This is a genomic window from Balneola sp. (assembly GCA_003712055.1).
In the GTDB taxonomy this organism is placed as follows: Bacteria; Bacteroidota; Rhodothermia; order Balneolales; family Balneolaceae; genus RHLJ01.
In genome coordinates this window covers 82,176-105,109 of the sequence record RHLJ01000002.1, presented here as the reverse complement: position 1 = coordinate 105,109, position 22,934 = coordinate 82,176, and the positions used below count along the sequence as shown (strand labels likewise).

Annotated in this window: 23 protein-coding genes and 1 tRNA gene; 2 read left to right on the top strand and 22 right to left on the bottom strand. The window is 39.1% G+C overall.

Going from position 1 to position 22,934, the window contains the following annotated elements:
• Nucleotides 1-8: 8 nt before the first annotated feature.
• The 4 genes from ED557_05430 to ED557_05415 all read right to left on the bottom strand — a co-directional run bounded on the left by ED557_05430 (nt 9) and on the right by ED557_05415 (nt 5,187).
• The gene (locus tag ED557_05430; GenBank protein RNC84425.1) at nt 9-2,612 is read right to left on the bottom strand and encodes a DUF5117 domain-containing protein; all 2,604 of its coding nucleotides are present in this window, start codon (nt 2,610-2,612) and stop codon (nt 9-11) included.
• 244 nt (nt 2,613-2,856) lie between these two features.
• On the bottom strand, nt 2,857-3,399 hold the full coding sequence (locus tag ED557_05425) for a hypothetical protein (GenBank protein RNC84424.1): 543 nt from the start codon (nt 3,397-3,399) through the stop codon (nt 2,857-2,859).
• A complete protein-coding gene (locus ED557_05420; protein RNC84423.1) occupies nt 3,377-3,961 on the bottom strand; it encodes a polyisoprenoid-binding protein in 585 nt (194 codons plus the stop codon). The genes ED557_05425 and ED557_05420 overlap by 23 nt, the downstream gene beginning before the upstream one ends.
• Nucleotides 3,962-4,053: 92 nt before the next feature.
• Nucleotides 4,054-5,187, bottom strand: a complete 1,134-nt coding sequence (locus tag ED557_05415) for an AraC family transcriptional regulator (protein RNC84422.1) — start codon at nt 5,185-5,187, stop codon at nt 4,054-4,056.
• Between the two features lie 116 nt (nt 5,188-5,303).
• Between ED557_05415 and ED557_05410 the strand changes: the two genes are divergently transcribed.
• Nucleotides 5,304-5,377, top strand: a tRNA-Arg gene (locus ED557_05410).
• Nucleotides 5,378-5,511: 134 nt separating this feature from the next.
• Here the strand turns inward: ED557_05410 and ED557_05405 are convergent.
• The 3 genes from ED557_05405 to ED557_05395 all read right to left on the bottom strand — a co-directional run bounded on the left by ED557_05405 (nt 5,512) and on the right by ED557_05395 (nt 8,682).
• Nucleotides 5,512-6,345 carry an ankyrin repeat domain-containing protein gene (locus ED557_05405; protein RNC84421.1) on the bottom strand — a complete coding sequence of 278 codons (834 nt, stop codon included), beginning with the start codon at nt 6,343-6,345 and terminating at the stop codon, nt 5,512-5,514.
• Between the two features lie 31 nt (nt 6,346-6,376).
• Nucleotides 6,377-7,621, bottom strand: a complete 1,245-nt coding sequence (locus ED557_05400; protein RNC84420.1) for a hypothetical protein — start codon at nt 7,619-7,621, stop codon at nt 6,377-6,379.
• Between the two features lie 329 nt (nt 7,622-7,950).
• Nucleotides 7,951-8,682, bottom strand: coding sequence for a TIGR02206 family membrane protein (locus ED557_05395; protein RNC84795.1), 732 nt, complete (start codon nt 8,680-8,682; stop codon nt 7,951-7,953).
• 174 nt (nt 8,683-8,856) lie between these two features.
• Here ED557_05395 and ED557_05390 point away from each other — a divergent pair, with 174 nt between their 5' ends.
• Nucleotides 8,857-10,344 (top strand): CRTAC1 family protein, encoded by a 1,488-nt coding sequence (locus tag ED557_05390; protein RNC84419.1) that lies wholly within the window; start codon nt 8,857-8,859, stop codon nt 10,342-10,344.
• Nucleotides 10,345-10,352: 8 nt separating this feature from the next.
• Here the strand turns inward: ED557_05390 and ED557_05385 are convergent, their stop codons facing one another.
• From ED557_05385 to ED557_05315, 15 genes are all read right to left on the bottom strand, one after another.
• Complete coding sequence (locus ED557_05385) at nt 10,353-10,835, bottom strand: nuclear transport factor 2 family protein (protein RNC84418.1); 483 nt, start codon at nt 10,833-10,835, stop codon at nt 10,353-10,355.
• Nucleotides 10,777-11,322, bottom strand: a complete 546-nt coding sequence (locus tag ED557_05380; protein RNC84794.1) for a hypothetical protein — start codon at nt 11,320-11,322, stop codon at nt 10,777-10,779. The genes ED557_05385 and ED557_05380 overlap by 59 nt, the downstream gene beginning before the upstream one ends.
• A 304-nt stretch (nt 11,323-11,626) precedes the next feature.
• Complete coding sequence (locus tag ED557_05375; GenBank protein ID RNC84417.1) at nt 11,627-12,157, bottom strand: DUF1794 domain-containing protein; 531 nt, start codon at nt 12,155-12,157, stop codon at nt 11,627-11,629.
• Entirely contained in the window at nt 12,154-12,633 is a 480-nt protein-coding gene (locus tag ED557_05370) for a DinB family protein (protein RNC84416.1), read from the bottom strand. Before ED557_05370 ends, ED557_05375 begins: the two co-directional genes overlap by 4 nt.
• Before the next feature lies 1 nt (nt 12,634).
• A complete protein-coding gene (locus ED557_05365; protein ID RNC84415.1) occupies nt 12,635-13,828 on the bottom strand; it encodes a PLP-dependent transferase in 1,194 nt (397 codons plus the stop codon).
• 12 nt (nt 13,829-13,840) lie between these two features.
• Nucleotides 13,841-15,151, bottom strand: coding sequence for a glutamate synthase (locus ED557_05360; GenBank protein ID RNC84414.1), 1,311 nt, complete (start codon nt 15,149-15,151; stop codon nt 13,841-13,843).
• 115 nt (nt 15,152-15,266) lie between these two features.
• Nucleotides 15,267-15,605 (bottom strand): ArsR family transcriptional regulator, encoded by a 339-nt coding sequence (locus ED557_05355; protein ID RNC84413.1) that lies wholly within the window; start codon nt 15,603-15,605, stop codon nt 15,267-15,269.
• Between the two features lie 127 nt (nt 15,606-15,732).
• Entirely contained in the window at nt 15,733-16,182 is a 450-nt protein-coding gene (locus ED557_05350; GenBank protein ID RNC84412.1) for a hypothetical protein, read from the bottom strand.
• A gap of 19 nt (nt 16,183-16,201) precedes the next feature.
• The gene (locus tag ED557_05345) at nt 16,202-17,236 is read right to left on the bottom strand and encodes a hypothetical protein (GenBank protein RNC84411.1); all 1,035 of its coding nucleotides are present in this window, start codon (nt 17,234-17,236) and stop codon (nt 16,202-16,204) included.
• Nucleotides 17,237-17,350: 114 nt separating this feature from the next.
• Entirely contained in the window at nt 17,351-17,710 is a 360-nt protein-coding gene (locus tag ED557_05340; protein ID RNC84410.1) for a VOC family protein, read from the bottom strand.
• Between the two features lie 8 nt (nt 17,711-17,718).
• Nucleotides 17,719-18,411 carry a chemotaxis protein MotB gene (locus ED557_05335; GenBank protein RNC84409.1) on the bottom strand — a complete coding sequence of 231 codons (693 nt, stop codon included), beginning with the start codon at nt 18,409-18,411 and terminating at the stop codon, nt 17,719-17,721.
• Nucleotides 18,412-18,422: 11 nt separating this feature from the next.
• A complete protein-coding gene (locus ED557_05330) occupies nt 18,423-19,241 on the bottom strand; it encodes a hypothetical protein (protein RNC84408.1) in 819 nt (272 codons plus the stop codon).
• A gap of 2 nt (nt 19,242-19,243) precedes the next feature.
• A complete protein-coding gene (locus ED557_05325) occupies nt 19,244-19,864 on the bottom strand; it encodes a tetratricopeptide repeat protein (protein ID RNC84407.1) in 621 nt (206 codons plus the stop codon).
• Nucleotides 19,836-20,945, bottom strand: coding sequence for a hypothetical protein (locus tag ED557_05320; protein ID RNC84406.1), 1,110 nt, complete (start codon nt 20,943-20,945; stop codon nt 19,836-19,838). The genes ED557_05325 and ED557_05320 overlap by 29 nt, the downstream gene beginning before the upstream one ends.
• Nucleotides 20,946-20,949: 4 nt before the next feature.
• Entirely contained in the window at nt 20,950-22,782 is a 1,833-nt protein-coding gene (locus ED557_05315; GenBank protein RNC84405.1) for a hypothetical protein, read from the bottom strand.
• Between the last annotated feature and the right edge of the window lie 152 nt (nt 22,783-22,934).

The following is a 22,934-nucleotide window of genomic DNA, read 5'->3' as shown; positions in this document are numbered from 1 at the left end:
GTGAGGGATTAGTTTTCCAAGTCCATATCTGCTTGCAGGATTCTGTCAATCCTTGCTTGAACTTCACGCAAATGAGCTTCTGTATAGCTATCAAAGCTAAACGGAGGGCTAAGTCTTCTATCTATTCTAGACTTCAGGTTCATAAGCTCAAGACGAGCAACTGAACGAGCATCAGCAGGAGTACCATTTGGTGCATCGGTTACTAACGTTGCCATTCTATCGATATAAGCTCGCTGTAAATCACGACGTAAACTACTCACGTTCGTACCAGGTGCACTCCAAACTTCACTCCATACCGAAGAAGATAATTCACCCATCATTTCCGGAATGGTAACTACATTTTCTGTTCCAAACTTTACTTCCCCATCTCTCATTCTTGAAAGCTTGGCAGGGTTAGTAAGCTGGTTCAACATCGCAGCCTGGAAACCAGAAAGTGTTTGATGTAATGGGTAATCAATCCTTCCACCATAGGTGTTAGTGTTACCCCAGTGGCTCCATCTATCGGCACCAAACTTTTGATACACCTCTTGTGGTAATCCAAAAGCATCTTCATCAAATACCGATTCGATAATGAAATCAAGAGCTTCAAGCTGCTTTGCTCTTGGAACATTTACAAATGGCTCACGAGCTCCCGGGTCGCCCACATGATCTCGATAATGATGTTGACCACCAATGTATTTAACACCGGTTCCAACTGCTCTGCTGTATTGGCTAAGCAGAACCTGGAAAGCATCAGTAACCTCAAAATAAGGTACGTTATCAGCAAGAACATGATCAGGAAGGTTTGCCCAAATTCCTTTGATCAACTCAGATCTTTCCTTACCCCAACGCAGTGGATCATCCGATAAATCATATACATTTACATGAGGATCAAGTGCTGCAGATCCCCGCGCATCTTCATCGGGAGCGTATTTATTACCCTCTAATGCAGACTCCCGAGCTAGCTCTACAGCTCGTTCATCATCAGGAGTATATCCAAAAGCAATTACCCACTTATCATAGGAACCTGCTCCAGGCGTGTAATAGTATCCTTGTTCTTGTCCCGGAGGAGCAATATTGATTCCTACATATTCCATTACGGAATTGGCTAATCCATTTTCCTCGGTATAAGCCTTGTCATGTAGCTTATCGAAAGGTGTATCTGCAGAAGAGCGATAGTTATGTCTCAAACCAAGAGTGTGCCCAACCTCATGCATCGTTACACGGAACATAGCCTGGTTCACATAATCTACTGGTACTGGATCATCGGCCTCCAGTTCTCCGCGTGCAATTAACGCCGTTCGAAGAAGCATTGCCTGAGCTCCAATTTCAGCTGCCATAGAAGCCATTTCCGCTCCATTTTGCATAGCTATAGATTCTTCTTCACTCATCTCAAACATTTCGTTGAAAGATTGAATAGGATCTATATTGGCTCTGTAAAAACGTTTCCAGTTTTGAACCATATTTGCTTCAAAAAGCATATCTGCATCCAGGATTTCTCCGGTTCTAGGGTCAACTACGGAAGGACCAATCGCTCCATACCCGGATTGATCAGATACATTCCAACGAAGTGTTGCATAGCGAATATCTTCAGCATCTGCATCTTCTGGAAGCATATCTACTGCAATTCCGTTTTTGAATCCTGCAGCTTCAAATGCAGGAATAAAACCAAGTACTCCATCCATCATCACCTGATGGTATTCTTCGGGAACACTATGATCGATGTAATAAGTGATCGGCTTTACCGGATTACATAACCCATTTTCATCAGGTTCATCCGCACATTCCAATCTCCACTTATTGATATATCTTCTAAAAAATTCCTCGTCATCACTGGTGAAATCTTTGTGAACGGTCATAAAATAACCTGTTCTCATATCCGCCATTCTTGGCTTCATGGGTACTTCTGGTAGTTCAACAAGGCTATAATGAACTCCAACCGGGATGTATCTGGAATCAGGCACTGTTCGAGGGGCTCCCCTTTCCTGATTATTGAAGGTAAGTTTCACCTCAATATTGGTGTTCTTTGGAAAAGATTTCACCTCTGACATATAGCTTTTCCCTTTATCAAGAGAAGCTCTTCCTGGTGTCCCCGGTCTTGACGCAACGGCATTCTTGATTCGGTTACTTACCTGAGACATATCTGAAACAAACCAGGAGTACACATCGATGAGCATAACACCATCATCGTTGGTTGTCTCTACTTTAGCTGTTTCCATTACTGAATTTCCAAAGGTAAGCTCTACCGCATTAGCTTGTGGTGTGCCTTCTTCTGCCGTATATCGATGAGGCTTTTTAACCAGGAATATCTTTCCTTCATGTTTTTCGAGAGATACTAATAGTCCTTCAAAAATATTGAGCATTGTACCTCCAAATACTCCTGAAGCACCGATTCCTTGCGAAATTTCGAAATTCATGAGGAATTCTTTGTTCAAGTCCTCTTCTGTAATGGCCATATAAAGCTTGCCATCTTTCTTATAAAGATCAAAGAAACCTTCAAAGTGTTCGGCATCCTCTATGAGTTCCGTAAACTTGTCCTTTTCTCCGTCTTCATCCGATTTATCTCTTTGAGCCCATAGGCTTCCAGGTGCTATCAGAAGAACTCCTAATAGCAACATCACTGTTTTTTTCATTCTACCTCCGTTTGGGTTAACCGATATCTATCACTCGGAATGTATTACCCTGAATGTACTAAACCATCCTGAAATACAAACTTTCACAATTCAGGAAGAGATTAGGTCATCCCGGACTTGATACTGAATCCAGTTCAGCACAGGTCCCGGGATCTGTAAAGATAGATACGTTGATAAAGCAAAAGCTTAATCAACGAAAAAGGCACTACAGATCCTGAAACTAGTTCAGGATGACATATACGCTTTATTTCAAGCCTTCATTAATCGTTATTTGAATAATGACCTCATCCCCAATGAGCATATCCATGGAATCAAAACTCAAGCCGATTTCTTTTCGAGAGAGTTTTATTTCCTCAGAGATAAGTTGTTGATCCTTTTCGAGCAATTGAAAAGATAGTTCAGCACTGAGATCTTTTAGAATTAGTAACCCCGTTATCCTGAGCCCATCTTCGATCTGATCACCAGTTCCTTCAAAGGTAATTTGGGGATATTTCTCTACATCGAAGTAGGCGTCGGTGCGAAGGGTTTCATCTCTCTTTTCATTGTTGGTATTGATGGTTGTTGAAGCTACGGTCCCGGATATCATCCAGAAATCATCTTTTTTAACCAGACTCCCGCTAAACTCATTGAAGCTCCCTTTGACTGTAAGAACGCTGAGGTGCTTAATCTCGAACTCAATAGTGGTATTAGCTGGCGATAATAGAATTTCCTGGGCGAACACCTGCCCGCTCAGGAATATGTAGCAACATAGACATCCTATCAGTTTAGTCAGCCAGTGCAAGTACATAAAACTCAATCACCACATCATTACCAATTATCTCCAACCCTGTTGGTAGCTTCATCTCTTGACCCACTCCATAATCGAGCCGGTTTATAGTAAGGCTGCCTACTATACCGATAGATTGTTTCCTGGTAGGTAAATCCATCATTGGCCCAGTAATAGATACCGGTATACTTACTTCCTTGGTTGTGCCATGAAGAGTCAATGTGCCTGTAGCCATTAAACCCTCTCCTTTCCCAACCAGTTTTGTTACCTCAAATATCATTTCGGGATGAGATGCTACATTTAGAAAAGCATCGCTCATTACAGCTTCTTCACCATCCACATTATTGGCCACGTAGCTTCCCGTTTTAATGGTGATAGTTGCGGAAGTATTTTCCGGCGAGCCAGGATTATAGGAGATAGAGCCCGACACATCGTTAAATCTTCCAAGAACCGGAATAACCCCAAATCGCATTACTTTCGAAGTAATCGCAGTATGCCCGGCATCTACTGTATAGCTTTGACTGTATACTGAACCGGGTATAAATGGTGTAAAGAGTAATAGTATGAGTGATGCTTTTTTCATGATGATCTATTTTTTGAATTAATTGATGCATCATGATCCCGGCATCGAGCCGTAAAATCGTCAACCCTTATAATTCTTACCTACAAAATTGTTTAGGAATGTAAATTTCTTCGGTAGGCAAAAGGAGTTGAATTACTGAATTTTTTGAAGGCGTTATTGAAAGAAGTTTTATTATTGAAGCCTGCAGAAAAGGCGATCTCAAGCAACGTAGGCTTTTTCAATTCTTTCATTAGTGACTTTGCTTCCTCTACTCTATAGCCATTCACAAAATCATGGAAGTTCTGACCATACTTCTCATTAATCACTCTCGATATATGATGGGCAGGTATCTCCAAGTCCTGGCTTAAATCAACGAGCTTTAAGCCATTTTTTAAATAGGGCTTTTGGGAAATCATATACTCTTTTATTTGCTCCGCGTACTTACTAGCAGCCTCTTCTTTTAAAGAAGAAGTCTGGTACTTAGAACTGGGCTCAACAATAGTGAAATTTGCTCCCATCAGTTTGTAGGCGATGATATACATTAAAAAACTCATGGGTAGTACATAGATATAATCCAGGTGCCGACGGTATACCAGCGTGAGGAAAAAGATCACCAAAAAGACGGATGCCAAAACGAGAATACCTAACAAGGAGTAAATGGTAAACCTCAACCATCTAAGTTCAGATTCCTGGTAGGAAGAGTATGTATCAGCTAACTTTGATTCATACTTCCGAACCTTCCTCAAACTGATGACCAAATAAATAAACAGGTGAATGAATTGAGCTACGAATACGACCGAATAAACATATTGGATTGAGCTTATCGGCTCCCTGTTAAAACTGTCGAAGACGGTAAGCATGCCATAGTGAATCTGACGGAAACTGAAGAAATCAGCATAGAATAATGGAAGGATTAGTACAAAAAAGATGAATGGAAGGAAATGAAGTATGCCTGCAAACTTAGTTCTTTCTTTATTGATAAATGAATCAGTATATAAAAACAGCAAAGGCCCAATAATGAACCAGGAACCCAATCTTGTCCCATAAAACAGCATACTGTCAATGGTATAAGGCCACCGGATAGACAGGAATTCCAGCTGAAGCCAGAAGAATACCAGCACAATTCCCAGTAAATACCATTGAGTATTTGATTTGAACTCCTGTCTGATAAAGAAAAGGCCCAGTACAAAGATTCCCTGCAGAACCCCTACTACTATCAGTGCCGACCATAAATCAAAACTTGCCAAAAGAATCCGGATTTGTGAATGCGCTGGTTAATCTAGCAATTGAGACCGGATTGAAAAAGCTAATTTGATATTGTTCAAAGATTCAGAAGTCTTTATCTTTGGAGTCTTTCCAAAATGCACCCGTAGCTCAACTGGATAGAGTACCTGACTACGAATCAGGCGGTTAGAAGTTCGAATCTTCTCGGGTGTACTTAGCTAAAAGCCTGTTATAATTCATTTTATAGCAGGCTTTCTTTTTGCTAAAAAAATCAAAGTTTCAATTAATATACTATTAATATAAAATTCTCTTCATAAGAGTATATATAGGACCACTCTTTGATTTGCTTATATGGATTCTAAAAACTTTACAATCTTTGTATTTCCTGCATTCTTAGCCATAGTTAAAGCTGTTTGCCCAGTATAAGATTCTAAATCTTTCTTAGCTCCATATTCTATTAATACCTTACAATTATTGATTCTATTATTTGATGCTGCAAACATTAATGGAGTAAATTTTTTCATTACTGATCTAAGGTTTGGATCAATACCCTTCATTAAAATAATCTCTAAAAAATATTTGTTTTCATGTGCACTAGCGACATAAATAGAAGACTTTTCAGGTGTATCATAAATAATCGACCCATGTTTAATCAATAGATCAAACATTTCTATGTTATTATTTTTAATTGGGTCATAAAGCGATGATGTTCTATAATATTCTGGATTTGGATCTGCTTTTTTCCCCAATAAATATCTAACTGCAATTAAGTCGTTCACTGCTATACTATACTGTAATGCAGTCCATCCAGGAAACCCACCGCTTTCATTTTCCTTATCATTGACATCTATTGACAACTCCTCTATAAAATACCGCAACATCTCATGCTTTCTTTCCCCAGCTGCAATACCCATTATACTTCCATAGTATATTGCTGGTGCTACATCTATTCTTCCTTTTAATGTATAATCCGCACCTTTTGAAATAAGATACTTTATAAAATCAAGGTTAGTTTTATAAGTAGCCCACATAAGTATTGATGCTCCTCTATCATCTTGATGATTAACATCAAAACCTTCTTCTATGGCTTTCTGAGCATCTTTTAGTTTATTCCGTTTTACTGCTCTTAGAAGTAAATTTTGACTTTCAATATCTGGTTCAAAACTAAATCTATTTTTCATCGTTTTGCTAATTAGTTAATTATTTAGAAGACTATTCACATTTAACTTGAGGAGATTCAAATTGACTGTTTTGTTCTGTCCAATTTCTCCAGGCGCCCATATTCAACTCATTAGGTGGATTGATCGAATAGTTTAATCCAATTCTTGTGAAAGTGTTTGAATACGAAAAATTGAAATAGTCTTGAGCAAATTGATTATCACCGTTTTCTAATATTTCGAGTCCAATTAAGTAGGTATAGTGACAGGGATTCACATATAATAAAGCCTCAAGCTCATAAAGAACTAAACCATAAAAAATTATCGGTTCTTCAAGTTTATTTTTTGCCGTGTAAGAAATGTAATTCTTGAAATCAATTGCCGTGGATGAGTCACGAATTGATTCTGCTATATCTTTTGAAAAGTCTTTGAGATCGGTAGTCCCTCCGACGAATGGTAGACTATATTTGAATTTTAAATCTCCATTAATTGATTTTAGAAACTCCCTTTCGTCTAAATTTTTGAGGTCACCTTGCATTTTTTTGACAATAATTTCCTCAAAAAAAACCGGAATATATGGTTTTAGGAATGGCATAACTTGAATTAGATCAGCGTAATATTTGTTATCAACTTTATCAGGATATTCAGATATAAAATCTAGAAGAGTTTCGTCGAGCTCTTCCAAATTATCTCGATACTTCAGTAATAACAGTCTAGTTTTTTCTTTAAGGCGGGTTTCTGATTCAATTGCCTGGTCGAGCCTAGATTCAATAGATATATCACTATTCAATAGTTCAAATAGGTATCTAAAGGATGGTGTTCCTAGAAAATTTTCCTTTATATCATTTACATAGGTATCAACGATTGAAAATTTTAGATCTGTCTCTAGCGAATCTATTGCCAAGCCTAATTCTATTAAGCTATCTTCTTTTTTAGATATTAGTATACCTAACTCGATATTTTTACCTCGCTGCAATTCTTGTTCAACCTTTAAATACTCGATCTCCTGGACCATTTTTAAACTATCATTTAAGAACTCTTCTCTTCTAACTGACAAATCATCTTCTCTCGATTTCAACTCAATTTCAGCTATCTGATTTTCTAATTTTCTTAACTCAACCTCTCTCTTAATTGGTTCGAGATTTATTATTCCTGAAATTAAAAGTGTAAATAGAGTTACAATTAGTGTCGTCTTATATGGATGCTTTAGGTTTTTAATCTCAAGCTTCAGCTTCTCCTTTTCTAAGTCTTCTTTAGATTGATTTAATCGTGTTTGATCAAATTCCTCATTATCGGACATAACTTAATATTTACACTTTAACCCTTATTCTATTTGCTCTAAGTAATAAACAATTATTAATTAATAAAATAAAATCATCTTTTTTGTAAGGAACTACTCTGAGAGAGGTCTGACTCTCTGATAGGAGTTTTATCTAAGCTTTTCTAGCTCCTACCTAAGAATAGTCGTCACACTTTAAAATCTTTATTTTTATGGAAGTGATTTGTCTTGAGACCGAAGCCCTATATGAATTAGTCGAGAAAGTTGTCTCCCGGCTGGAAAGAGATAAGGCTGCACCTGAATTTGCCTGGGTAGATACAGAAGAAGCAATGCGACTTTTGGGGATTAACCTAGTTCCGTAGCTCTGCTACGGAACTAACCTTGCCCCTTTTAATAACCCAAAACACTCCCCATAACATGAGGGACCATAACACAATAATTGCTTCCAGAACTAGGATGTAAGTCGGCCAGGGAGGGAGAATGCTGAAGAAGGTAGTGCCTGGCGGTTTCTCCATGATGTACAGGTAATTGCTACCCAGAGCCAGGTTGATGAAATAGATAATGATTGCTACCCCGTTTAGTGCTATTACTGTTCTTACCACATCTTTTAATTCGAGGGTCCATTTCCAGACAATCGCTGGATACAAGGCCAGGAGAATAGGAAACAGATGGACAAGCCAATATCGAATGGCATCATAATAGAATAGAGAATTCTCTACTGTTGGAGTAAAATTTGCCTGGGAAACTCCAAGGATCACCCAAAAGAACGTAGTGGCCCAAACTACCCTGCTTTTTGCTGCATATACCCAAATCATAATAAAGGGTAGAAAATTGCACATGTGAAGAGGGACATCTCTCGTAACTTCAAATATCCCGGTATATAGATTCAGAGGTATTTTTGCTAATTGAGCAATGGTGAGGATAATTGCTACGCCCAATAAGATCTTCCTTTGCCTTTCCTCTGGCTTCTTCCTTACTGAACGAATAAACACCACCACGAATAGGAAGAAGCTTATCAAAAGCACCCAGTGCTCTATAGAATAAGCTGTAAAGCTATTGGTAGTTTGGAAGAAGGAATTCAATAGTACCCTATTAGTTTCACCTACTAAAAAAGAAAAAAGAATGGTTCCCTGCAATTCCATATCCAAACTAATAGCAATCGTCACATTTTAGTCCTTATTCAGCTCGAAAAATTATTTAACATCAGTAATTATTGAAGCATTTGGATTATTATTCGTTTATCGTAAATTGGCGATATGAAAAATTTACTCGTACTACTATCTCTCTTAGTAATCATATGTGCCAGTTGCACTAACCCCGAAAATAATAGCAGCATTTTTGTTCCTAATACTGATGGACGAATAGGTATTGATGCAGGTCAATCCAGGGGAGTAGCCTGGGGAGATTTCGACAATGATGGGGATCCGGATTTGTATGTAAGCAATTCAGGTGGCCAATGGAATAGCTTTTATATGAACCAGGGTAATGGTCAATTTAGGAAGCTATCAGAAAGTTATAATTCCGCTCCGGGGTTAATTGCTTCTATTGGAGGAGACTCGCAGGGAATAAATTGGGTGGACATTGATAATGATCGGGACCTGGATGTATATATCTCAAACCGGGGATCCCAGGACAATTTTTTATTTGAAAATATAGGTGATGGTAACTTTCAAAGAATTGAGGAGCACCCTCTTGTAAATGGCGTAAGTTCGGGAATGGCATGCTGGGCTGATTTTGACCTGGATGGGGATCTGGATGTAATGACTATAGGCTATGACGCAAACAACAAAAATCGTGTTTTCCGAAATGATCTGGATGACTCCTTTGTAGAAATTCGAAATAATCCGATTAGTGATGATGCTGGTCCGGGAAGAGCATGTTCCACAGGTGATGCCAATAATGATCGGTTACCTGATTTCATCCTTATTAATGCCCGTCAACCCAATGCTTTTATTATTAATAAAGGAGATTGGACGTTTGAAAAAGACGATACGGACCACCTTACTACAGATGTGGGATATTCCTATGGTTCTAGCTGGGCAGATTATGACAATGATGGGGACATGGACATCTTTATTGCCAACTTTGACAAGGAGAATTATCTCTATAATAATGATGGGAATGGAAATTTCACCCTGGAGGAAAAAGGCCCTATCTCCTTCCAACTAGGTGGTGCTTCAAAAGGGAATACCTGGGGAGATTTTAATAATGATGGCTATTTAGACTTTTTTATAGCCAATGGTACATATCGACCGGAGATGAGGAATTTCCTTTATATAAATGATCAAGAAGGTGGCTATGTAAGAGACACGCTAGATTTCTCGACATTGGTTTCGGATACTTCAGCTGGTGTAGCCCACTCTGACTTTGACGATGATGGAGACCTGGATCTTTATGTAGCAAATTGGGGAGCTGGCGATGAACCAAATCAGTTTCTGGAGAATACAACATCTGGAAAAAACTGGATTCAAATTAACCTGGTTGGTCAGGAGAGTAACTCTTATGGTATTGGAGCAAAAGTAGAATTGTATGCTAATGGCTTAGTTCAGCGAAGATGGGTATACCCTGTTACTGGTTATGCAAGTCAGAATGACTATAGAATTCATTTTGGTTTGGATACTAGCTTGATGATTGATTCTGTGATCGTTTACTGGCCATCCGGAACGATTGACAGGTACTCTTCTATTCGCTCGAACAGTTTTATTCGTATCACTGAAGCATCTGAAATGGAAATCATTAAGTAGAAAAGACATCAATCAAGGAAGTACCAGACGCGCGTTATTACTCCATCTTTTATTTCATAGATACCCATAGATGAAGATGTTGCGATATCCCCGGATTGAGTTCTATAGCTTACTTCTTCCTTAAAAGTGATTCGATTACCAATCACAACATAGTCTGTGATGTTTGATTCCACCCATGAGAAAGAACTGAAATAGCCTTCCATTGCTTGTTGGAAATTTTGTCTCCCCTCCACCTCCAGCATAAGTGTATCAGACCCCAGGTAATACCATTTAAAGTTCTCAGAAACGTTTTTGGCAAGTCGTTCTACATCCCTTTCATTAAATGCATCTACCTGATCTTGCAGAGTAGTTAGCACGCTATTTGATTGAGCCATTGTGGCAGAAGTGGTAATCAGGACTATAAAAATTAGCAGGTAGTACTTCATAATATGGTTATTTACGTTGTGAAAGATAGACTCCAAAAAGAATGATACCCCCTCCCAATAATACATTCTGTTTCGGAATTTGATTTAGAATGATGAATGAAAAAAACACGGTGAAGACCGGGACTAAATAGAGGTACCTGGAGGTATAAGAAACTTCTAGTTTGCTTAGTACATAGGCCCAAAGGTTAAATGCTATCGCTGTAGGTATAAGCCCAAGATATATGGCCGCCAGGTTTGTTGAAATTGCAGCTTTAGGAATTACTATTAGGAATGAATGATCAAGGACCAACAACACTAATGTTCCAACTAAAATAGAATAGAACATGACCTCATAGGATCTAAGCGTTTTCAATAAAGGCTTTTGAAACACAAAGAAAACGGCGGACGATATTGGAATTATAATCAACATCAACATTTCTAAATCGAGCGACCTTAGTCCCTCATAATTTAACAGACCAATACCTATCATAGCCAGCAATACTCCAATCCAGCCTAGCAGAGATGTTTGCTCACCCAGAAAAAGCGTAGCAATAATTATGGCAAATATTGGCATAGAATTAGCCACGAAACTTACACTGGTGGCCGGGTAATACACCGAGGAGTAATTAAGAGCAATGTGGTAAATAACAATCCCGGCTGACGCTATAGCCAGTATATAAAGCCATTCTTTTGGCTTCGGTACACTGATTTTTTTAAACACCAACGTTGGGAGTAGTACAGCTGAAGCCACTGTAAACCTATATGCAGCTAATTGACTTGGAGAAAAATCTTCCAGGCCAATTTGAACAGCTACATATGATGACCCCCACACTATCACGCAAAAGCCTATAAACACATGTAATACCAGGTTAAAGCTGCTATAATTCTTCAACTGATTTTAATACAGAAGTTAGGTGACTACTAAGTGACGACACATCGGAGGTTGACATTTCCAGATTATACTTAAGCTTTTTTCCATCATAAATTAGTACTCGTTTGCTGGCCATAGTAGCTATTGTTCCTTCATCATTCCTAATAAAATTACTTTCGAATTCTAATTCGAAAGACCTTTTTTCCAGATCCAGCTCTAAATAAGAACCATAAGTGATTTCAATTCTGCCCGTATTATGGCAGATATATAACTGTATTCTTCCATCCGGAGCTGGTTTAAAATATCCTGTTTCCCAGTGCTTGAAGGTTGTCCTTGTACTCTCTATTACCCATGCTATCTCTTCAAAGTGAATAAGGGGTTCGGTTTCAAACGCTTCTTCAATAACCTTAAAGTGTATATGATCCATGTACTCAAAGGGACTAAGTGTCGGAAAACCACCATTCCCCTGCCCCTTCCAACTTCCTAACACCCATGTTAAAGGTTCGATAGGATTTTTGAGTACTTCAACTGTACTCATAAGAATTCAGGCTTGGTCAACCATAACTCTTCTATTCTATACATGTGGAAGTGATCATGCATCAGGGTATGCCTCAGCAAAATTTTTGGATTATACCGGTAGTACTCAGGATGGCTAGCCTCCTTCTCCCAATCTTCCGGGCTGAAAAACCGTAGCATAGCTACCGTGTATTTTCTAAGCTCTCTGAACGAACTCATTTCTTTTTCTAAATCCAGGTCAATTAAACCATTATCATTCACGGTGTCTCCCGGTAAATAAGGATCAAATTTTGGTTGTTCTTCCTCAGTGAAAATCACAAACCGTTGGTTTATCATCTTTTCAGCCTGAGCCAAATGACAGGCGTTCTCATGAATGGACCATTTACCTGGCCTACTTCTCTTTTTTCTTTCCGGTTCCGGAATATCTTTGATGAGATCTTTTAGAATGTCGGGGGTGTAAGAAAGAGCAGAGATCATCTTTTGTATTTCATTATCCATCTTATACCTCCTCAAGGGCTTTTTCCAAATCCATTATTATATCATCCTTGTCCTCAATACCTACCGAAAGGCGAATTAGCCCATCACTTATCCCTGTTTTCCTTCTAGTATCTGGGTCTACAGATGCATGGGTCATAGAGGCCGAATGTTGAATCAGAGTACTTACATCTCCAAGTGAAACAGCAAGGGTACATAACTCCACATTATTTACCAGGGCTCTTCCTTCTTCTACCCCAGCCACTTCAAACGAAATCATCCCTCCAAATCCTCTCATCTGCTTTTTAGCAAGTGCATGCTGGGGATGTGATTCTAATCCGGGATAGTGAACTTTCAATACTTTAGGATGCCGTTCCAAAAACTCAGCTACTGTAGCGGCATTTTCATTATGCCTTTCCATCCTTAGCGCTAATGTTTTGATCCCTCTATGTGCAATCCAACTTGTATGTGGGGATGGAACCGCTCCGAAATATTTGTTCACCTTCCATCTGCATTTTCTTACGAATTCATTACTGCCAATAGCAGCTCCTCCAAGCAAGTCTCCATGACCGCCAATGTATTTGGTCATGCTATGAATAACTACATCCACCCCATAGCTCAACGGATTTTGATTGAATGGAGTGGCAAAGGTATTGTCCATTACGGTTGATAATCCAAAGTCTTTTGCGATTTCAACTACCCTGGAGATATCGGTTATATCTAGTGTAGGATTGGAAGGAGATTCGATATACAAGAGTCTTGTATTAACTTTGATTGCTCCTTCATAAGAAGTTGAATCGGTAGCATCAACATAGGTTACGTCTATATTGAAATTAGATCTTAGATAGTCCATAAGACCTCTTGAGGAGGCATATATAGAACGCGGAGCTATCAAGTGATCTCCTTTTTTCAAATATGTAAGTATGGTGTTTGATATAGCTGCCATCCCGGATGAAAAAACTATGGCCGACTCTCCTTCCTCTAACTCTGCTAATGCTCTTTCCAATACCTCCTGGGTTGGATTATTGATTCTGCTGTAGAAATACCCTTTAATTTCTCCTTCGTGAATAGCAGCGCCTTGTTCAGCATCTGGAAAGCTAAATGTTGAAGCATTGTATATCGGTATGGATATAGCTCCGAAATGATTATTTAGGTCACTCCCAGAGTGAACTGAACGAGTAGCAAAACTATGATTCTGACCTCTTTTTTTTGCGTTCATATCATATTACGCTTAGCTGCAACAAGATTCGGCATCCTCATTTGCTTTAACACTATTAGGATCAACGCCCGCGGGTACTCCACATACTCCTGTCTCCGGTAATTCCAGGTGAACTTGTCTTGCTGCTTCCAAATCACCAGAAAGACCTGCCACTACTGATCTTACTTGTTCATATCCCGTGGCTAATAAAAATGTTGGAGCCCTTCCATAGCTTTTCATTCCTACTATATAAAAATCTTTTTCCGGGTGACTTAACTCGGCTTCGCCATGAGGACGTACAGATCCACAGCTATGAATATTTGGATCTATCAAAGGGGCAAGCTTAACGGGACTTTCTGTTGCCTGATCAAGGTTTATTCGTAATTCCCTGAATATGCTTATATCAGGTTTTAAACCAGTTGCAGTTATGACTTCATCAACCATAATAGAATTAGTAGAGCCTAATGAATCACCATGAATGGCTACTTTATTCCCTTTTCTTTCCATCTCTTCTACAAAGAAAGGGGTAAGAACATCTACTTCATTTGAGTCTACCAGTTCTTTCACCCTTTGGCCTACTTTTCCTCTTCCAGGAAGCTCATCATTATCCAGACCGCCATAAGCATCTTCAACCCTGGCTTTAGTAAGTATCCAGGTTAGGTTCATTTCCTGGTTTTCTTTCTTTAAATCTGCAAGTTCCAGCAAAGCATTGATAGCTGAATGTCCTCCACCAATAACAGCAACATCCTTACCGGCATACCTGTCTTTTTCTTTTCCAAGAACATCCGGAATACCATAGAAAATTTTATCTCCCAGTAATTCCTCTCCGATTGCTGGAAGACCATCTGCCCCTGAAGGCTTTGGTGTTTTCCAGGTTCCCGAAGCGTCTATTACTGCTCTCGCTTCAACAATCTTGACTCCATCATCTGTTTCAACCCTTAACATGAACGGAGCTGAATCCCTACCAAGATTTCTAAGCTTGCTAATCCTCTTTCTTGTTACAGAAATCACTTTCGAACTAAGCCTAATAAATGGTGTTATCTCTTTGGTTTCTGAAAGAGGTAGTAAATATTCTTCGATTAACTCTTTGCCCGTTGGGATTCGATTTAACCCTGGTTCTTTCCAGTTATACCTTGCTAATAGTTCTCTTGAAGCTTTATCAATGTTGAGTTTCCAGGGAGAGAACATTGGAACATGCTCCCAACTTCGTACACTATCCGCAATCTCCATCCCCGATTCGAGAATGATAAATGGCTGGTTCCTTTTGTTAAGATGAGCTGCAGCTGCCAACCCTATTGGTCCGGCTCCTATAATTGCAACTGGAAATAGGTTTGTTGAATTCATTTATATATCGCTTATTTACGATATACGAATATAGAATAAAGAGAAAGTCAGAAGCAAATTATAAATCGCCTAATTACGATTTATAAGATTAGGTTCAGAGACTTCAGTAAATATGTTACTTATCTGCGGTAAAGGACGAGATAAAATCCGAGAATTGTTCCATCATATCCCGGTTTAGGTAGTATAAAGTGAACTTATCTTTGTTCTCTGTTAGGAAAAGCCCGCACTCACGTAATACCTTTACGTGCTGAGACATTGTGGATTGGGAGTAGTCAAACATCTGAACCAGGTCTTTATTGCAAGTCACATTATCGAGTCCCTCTCCTTTATCCTTTTCGTCCAGGTATCTAACCAAGGCAACTCTTAGTGGATGTGATAGAGCATTTGCTAGCTCAGCAATCTTGTGATCTTTTTCGACTATATATGGACTGGATACTTCTGCTCTGATTCTCATGCTAAAACTTTAGCACAAATATACTGCTCGGTGAAGCCTGTAGCAATTTTGGAGTCCTTACTCTAAATCACTTCTTTTGAAAAGCTAAATGGCTTGGTGGTAGTACGAATATTAAAGATGAATAAAATCAGGACTGTACTATTACATATAAATAATATTGACCATCCTTAGTTTTAGCATCACCAGCGCTCCCTACTTTTTCGTTTTCATTCTTTGGATCATCTATATACTTGGCTGTGTAATAGCTCTCTAGTTCGTTAATCAATTCTTCATCAGAGCTGGAGCATAAAAGAAACATCTCATCAAATCCTGAATGAGAACCCATCCTTTTACCAGGATGACCAGTCTTTCCGATTTTAAATTTCTTTGACTCTTTTTTAATGCTATTTATCGCTCGGGTGATTTTTCCTTTTAGCACAGAAAACCCAAACTCCTCTTGATCCTGATTTATGAGAAAGTCATGATTTATCGGCGGGTGTTTATGATCTTCTTGTTCTTCATCTGCTGCTGCAAAAATATCCAGCAACAGCTTTCCAGCTCCGATTCCAAGGGCAAGTAATATTAATCGCTGTATCATAACTTTTACTTTTTAATTGTTAGTCTAAGTCACTTCTTTTAAACAACTGAACCACTTGATTGGCACTTAAATCATCTAAGCCAAGCTGGCCTAGCTCTCCGTAAAAAGAAGCTGGAATTCCTTCATTATAAAGTGTTTGTACCGAATTGGTTGATAGATCATCAAATACCCCAGAATTTCCCATTGCATTCATGTATTCCATAGGAATGTTGGAGTTATATAGACTGATAAGATTATTTACAGAAATCTCATCAAACAAATCAGTAGCAGAAAGACTTTGTATGTAACTAAGAGGGATACTGGAATTGTATAGTGCGAGTATTCCACTAGCTGAGAAATCATCAAATAGATCGGCATCTCCTATTTGTTTAGCATACTCGGCAGGGAAATTGCCTTCATATAACCTAATCATCGCTGTCACAGATAAATCATCAAATGCGTCTGAATTTCCAAGGCTAACTATATAATCCAAAGGGACATCAGAATTGTAAATGGTCAGAAATGCATTCGCAGATAAATCATCAAAAATATCTGCCTGACCAGCTCTCTGGTAATATTCGTTTGGTATCTGCTGTTGATATAAAGTCAATATCGCATTAGCCGACAAGTCATCGAAAAGATCCGAGTCATCTATTAGTTCCACAAATTCTACTGGCACCCCTGCATCATAAAGTAGCTCAAATCCATTAACGGTTACATCATCACTCACATCAATAGCTTTCAATTCGCCTATGTACTCAAGGAAAGGGCTGTTAATAGTAGTCGCTGTAGCGGTACCCTCGCCAACTGCCGTTGCTGTAGGTTCAGGCACGGTTTGAATTACCTCATTTGCAACAAAGCCCTTCACTGACTCAATGGTACTGGAAAAAGGATTGACGGCATAGAAAATGGCAGCTATTACCAGAAAGGCCCCAAATATATACCATCCTATGGTTTTTCGAGCAATCCCTTCTGATTTTTCAAACTCCACATCGAGGCTATCTTGTGACTGTTCCTCGATAAAATCATCGAGGTCGAAGGATTGTTTTCCGGATTTAAAATTTTGCTTTCCCATTTCCAAGTGTTAGTTGCGCAGAGGTAATACCCGGACGATCAAAAATAGTTACAGTTCTTTATTCAATGACGATAAAAATAGCTGTACATCAAAAAACACTGAATTTGACTGTTCTCAGTCGCTTCCTGTCCCAAAAACAATTTGGTTTCCATAAGGATCTCTCACTTCAAAATCTCTCATTTGATATTCCTGATCTTCAGGCACTCCCATCTTCTCGAGCCCCCTTGTTTTGAGTTCCTCGTACACCTTATCCACATCATAACAAAACACATAAATTGAGTTTTTCATCTCTTTATCTGTTTTAGAGAAATGGATGGAAACACTTTTTTCTCTGTTTGTTACCACATATTCGACAGGATCGCCCCATTTGAAGGTAATCTCAAAACCTAATTTATCTTGATACCATGTAGCCGCTTCCTCAGGGTTGGCTACTCCAAAAATCACTGCGAAATGGGATAGATTCTTCTCAGCCATATCATGATTTAAAGCTGGCTAAGCTGGTAATAGATCCTGATTACAATCCTACGGTTCAATGGTCGGTTTTCTATGATATCCTGCCTCTGACCATCCTGGTGTGGCACCACTGGTTTAGTGTCAGCATAGCCAGACGCCTTTAACCGATCTCCTTCTATTCCTTCTTCAATAAAATACTTTACAACCCCGGAAGCACGTGCAACCGATAATTCCCAGTTAGATGGATAAACCGGGGTATTGATGGGAACATTATCTGTATGGCCCTCCACATCTACATTGAATTTATAGAAATCGAGGGCATTCATAGCCTGAGTTACCTTATCGATAATCCCTTCACCCGTTGGAAGCAAGTTAGCTTCTCCTGAATTGTAAAAGGAGCTACTATTGAAGAAGAGTTTTATCCCATCTTTATCTAAAGTGATATCCACCAAACCTTGTTGTTTTTCAGTAGCAAGAAGGGAGTCCAGATCCTGTTTTACTTCCGCAAGAGGAGTCCGAACATTTTCCTCTTTGCTAATCTCTGAACGTAACCCTTGCTTCATCTGTTCCCAAAGATTCAGATCTACATAAGACACCGCAATCAGCATAGCAAAAAATGCCAATAGCAGGGTGATCATATCACTGTAAGTGAGCAACCAGTCTTGATCCTCAGTATGCTCTTCCTGGTTCTGTAAGGGCGATATGTTTTTTCGCGAGAGCATTTAATCGAATGCTAGCCTTCGCTTTTATTCCTTTTGAAATCCCGTTGTAGATAAGTACTCATCTTATCCTGAATGTAGAACGACGATTTTTTATCATTTATCATCAAAATGCCTTCCAAAATAAAGTATTCCCTGAATTTATTCATCTGGGTGATATTCTTAATTTTTTCTGCGATCGGGTAAAAAATAAATCGTGCCAAAGAGATACCATATAAAGTGGTTATCAAAGCAGCTGCCAAACCCGGTCCCATACCCGATGGATTTTCCAGTTGACCAAGCATCACGACGAGCCCAAATAGGGTTCCAAACATCCCGAATGATGGTGCTGCTCCACCCATTGCTCTTAATACATCTACCACTACCATTTTTCGGAAATACTGCTCTTCCACATGGTTTGCTCCAAACTCCTGGATATCTTCATTGGTATAGTTGGTACTTAACAAGGAAAACAAATAGCCAGAAACATCTTCAGCATGCTCCTCTTCAAGCTTTATAAGCGCCTGTACCCTGTTTGCTTTAATTTGATCATTCCAGTCAAGGATGCTTTCCAAATCATTTACCAGTGTTTTTGCCGTGGTTTTTGACTGGCTAAAAAGCAGAAAAATACTCCCGAATGCTTTTCCTACATACCTGGGCTGATAGGTTATGAATACCGCATTTAGTACACCGCCCATAACAATGAATAAACTCGGTAGATTTAAAAACCGGTAATCAGATAATGCAGGGATAGAGTTAATCACAGTAGTTGTTCCAGTAATTTCGGTTATCCCAAAAACCAACATCCCAACACTAAATATTACCCCTAATAAATTAGTTAGTGAAAGCCTCATAATTAATTACCTTCGCCCCTTATTTCATCAATTAGCGTTTCTAATTCCGGAATACTTGGAACCGGAATATTCGGATCCATCTGCACCGCCCTGTTCCAATTAGCCCGGGCTGCTGTAATATTCTCTAACATGAAGAAGATCGTTCCTTTGAGTGCATAAGCATCTGCCGTCTCCTGAATTTCTATCGTCTTGTCTACTTCTTCTAATGCCTGACGATATTCTCCTAAATAGAATAAATCCTGCGCTTTTCTGTAGCTAGATAATAAAGTCTGGATATCTATAGCGCGATTTTTGATAAGCGTGGAATCTTTTACCACCACTGAATCTTTTTCCTGTGGAGTCATCCCACTCAAATCCATATAAAATTGATCTTTTTTTGGATCGAGTTTTATCTGAATATTTGAACTTCTGTTTGTATAGGTTACGATGATATCATTCTCCCCTGATGATTCATCGCCATCATTTGATGTTGTTGCCCTATTCTCTTGTTGCTGAGGAGTTGAAGGAGTTGTTCCATTTTCAGCTGAAAGATTCTCCGAGGAGGCACATCCACCTGAAACAAGCAGCCCACTAACCAAAAGTAGTGCTACCCACTTAGAAGCGTATAATTCCCTGGATACCATAGCTTAGTTTATCAAAGGTTACTTGTTGAGTGTTATCTAAAGTGATGGTCTCGCCAGAAAGGGTAATTTGACTATAAACCGCCACACCTAAATTCTGTGTCAAATTTAGGAGAAGTCCCGGATTGGCAGAGAACATCTGTCCTTCAGGTTTTCCAAGAGGAAATTGAATATTCCCATTTAAGTAGAAAGCTACTCTATATGCATTAATGTCTTCTATCTTTTTTCCTACAGCTTGATAATATGTAATACCAAACTCTATGAGAGTCATATCAAATTCATCCACCTCTCTTGGAAGAAGCGCATGAAAACCGCCAGTAAATCCTAAATAGGCGCTGTTATCACTGTTTAATGGTTGGCGATATGTATAAGTGGCCCCAATATTCACGACTATTTCTGATAGAACACTATCGCCAGCAACAAAACTGGAATCTCTTGCAGCCAAACTATCAGGAGTGAAGATATTATTCCCAACTCTACTACCTACTACTAAATTAATAAGACTGGTTTTCCCTTTTTCAACCTCTACTACTACCGGCTTTTTGTTAGAAACGAAACTCTTAGTCCACACGATCTCCCGAGATTGAGGATTCATCATACGCAATGCGATTACTAAACCTTCCGGACTTCTGCGTTGAACTGAAAGTTCTACCAAACCCTGAACTCCATATTTTTCTGTAATCTCAAGGAGCATTTCCGGTGAGACATCCGCCAAAGACCTCCCCCTGATGTTCAGGATCTGGAGTGTGCTATCGCTGCCAACGATTTTCATTTTATCGTTTGGCTCTAATTCGGGTGGAGATAAAACGGTAAGTCCCGCGTATTGTCGAAAGGCATACTCTATTTCAGATCGGATATACTCTATTTCCTCATTTGTGAAACGAAGGGAACTATAGTTGATCTTGTAAACAGCAATTCGTCGAATGTTGGCAGGAACATCATTTAATTGTTCCTCCATATCCTCCATAATTTGGTCCATTAAATAGGGATCTCCGGACTCAAAAGATTGAGCATATAATATTCCTGAAGAGCTTATCAGAACGAAAAAGAAACCTAGAAGCACTGCACTTAAGAACTTCTTCATGTACCTACCCCTCTGTTTTCATTTTACGCCGAACTGAATACAACACTACTTTTTGAGCATCCTCAATTTCTCTTGTAGTTGCCTCGGTTGGGTTTTGTATTTCAGAAAGAATAAGCTGCTGCTCCCGTTTCGGTCTCACTCGTAATACTTTTTCTCGTACAGCAGCTGGAGCAGTTCTAAGTGCTAATATGATAGTTTCTGTAGGAACTTCTTCCAAAGCTCCCTGTACAAATTCGTCTTTCACTTTTGGTAAATCATCAAAACCAATGAAGAACTTTTTGATCCTCTTGGCCAGATTGAGATCCTGCTCAGCTATCGAACGCACATAATTGTCTTGCTCGGAAAGAGGCAATGTTTCAATGGTAGTAAGTATGCTATCAACACCATCCGCAGCTACGTACTTCATATCTGATACAGATAATGCTTTATTGGAGAAGTGAGAAGCTACTTTCTTGTACACCGAAATAGGAATATTATTGATCTTACCCATCTTCAGGAGAATGGAAATCCTCTTTTGATCATCAAGCTTTTGAAGAATTGCTCCAGCTCTTTCACCTGCAACCTGAGCCAATAGTATTGCTACCATTTCATCTGATTCTTCTTTCATTAAATGAAGAAGTTGTTGATCTGTCAGCTGGTATACGAAGTCGAATAAGTTTGATCCTGAATCGGAAGAATCCTGAGCCACTTTAATTTGCTGTACACTTCTACGAAAATTCTTTACTTCTTCAATCCGCTCATCAATAGGAATTGCGTCCAGATTCACGGAGGCAAATCGTAGCGTTTCAAATGTATCCACCTCAAGATGTGGTTCTAACACATTTAAAAGCTTTTCATCTACACTTGTCAATCCTCTTACTGAACGAATTACACCTTGTTCATCGTCACTGGCTATCCACTGCTGAATTAAATCAGCAACTACTCTTGGGCTACTAATTACAGCATTTGTGATAAAAGTTTTGTCCTCTTCGAAAGAGGCTAATGTTTTTGCATCCGGCCCTGTAGGAATCCCTTTTTCTTCTGCAGTTGCTTGTTGCATTCCAGCAGGATCAAACATTGGATATGGATAGAGAGGCTGCTCCTCCTTTTTGGGACTTTTCATAATTGCGTATAGTAATGCAATCAAAAGAAGTACTCCGAGGCCTGCAATTACATACATAAGATGGGCAGGATTATTCCAGTCGATTCCTAAAAATATTCTTTTCTCTGCTTCCTGAGTTTCTTCCTCATTTTGAGGCTGAATCCGTTCCACCTGATCATCCTGAGCATTATTTTGAGGTGCTCTTTGTTCATCCTGTTCAATAGCCCTGGCATTTCTTGGAAATACTTTCTTTTCAACAGAAACAATATCACCTCTAAAACGGTCCGCGTTTGAAATTAAGGATGCTGCTTCTTCTACAAATTCTACATCCTCATCGCTGTATGAAGTATCTACAAGTACTTTGATATTGAGATTGGTAAGTCGAAACCTTGTATCAAACCCTGAGGCTTTAAGACTGTCTCTAGTTGGTTGTGTGGATCCTCTGAGGTTTGGCGGGATAAAAGGTAATCCAGGAAGGTTCTCGATTTGAATAGCTTCTTCCCCTTCTACTACTTCATAACCTGTTGGAACCAAAACACGCTCTAAGGTTGCTTTCACATCTACTATAAAAGTACCAGCTTTATAGTAATCTGATAAAGCATTATCTAATACTACTTCATAGTATCTCTCGTACTTGGTCGCTTCCTCCTGTATATCAGGTGCTACCGATTGCCCCGGTAAGGTCTGCGAATATGCTACTACTCCATAGATAGCAATCCAAATGGTAAGCAGCCATTTTTTTGTTATCCCGATCATATTTAAACCCCATAGGATTTATTTAGCCTTATTTATAGATGATTAAAATCGAACACCAAGTATGCGGAAAAAAAACAAGTTTTCCACATTATTATTTAGAAAGACTACATAATTATACTACCAAATATACATCCACAAGTACTTAGTTTTCA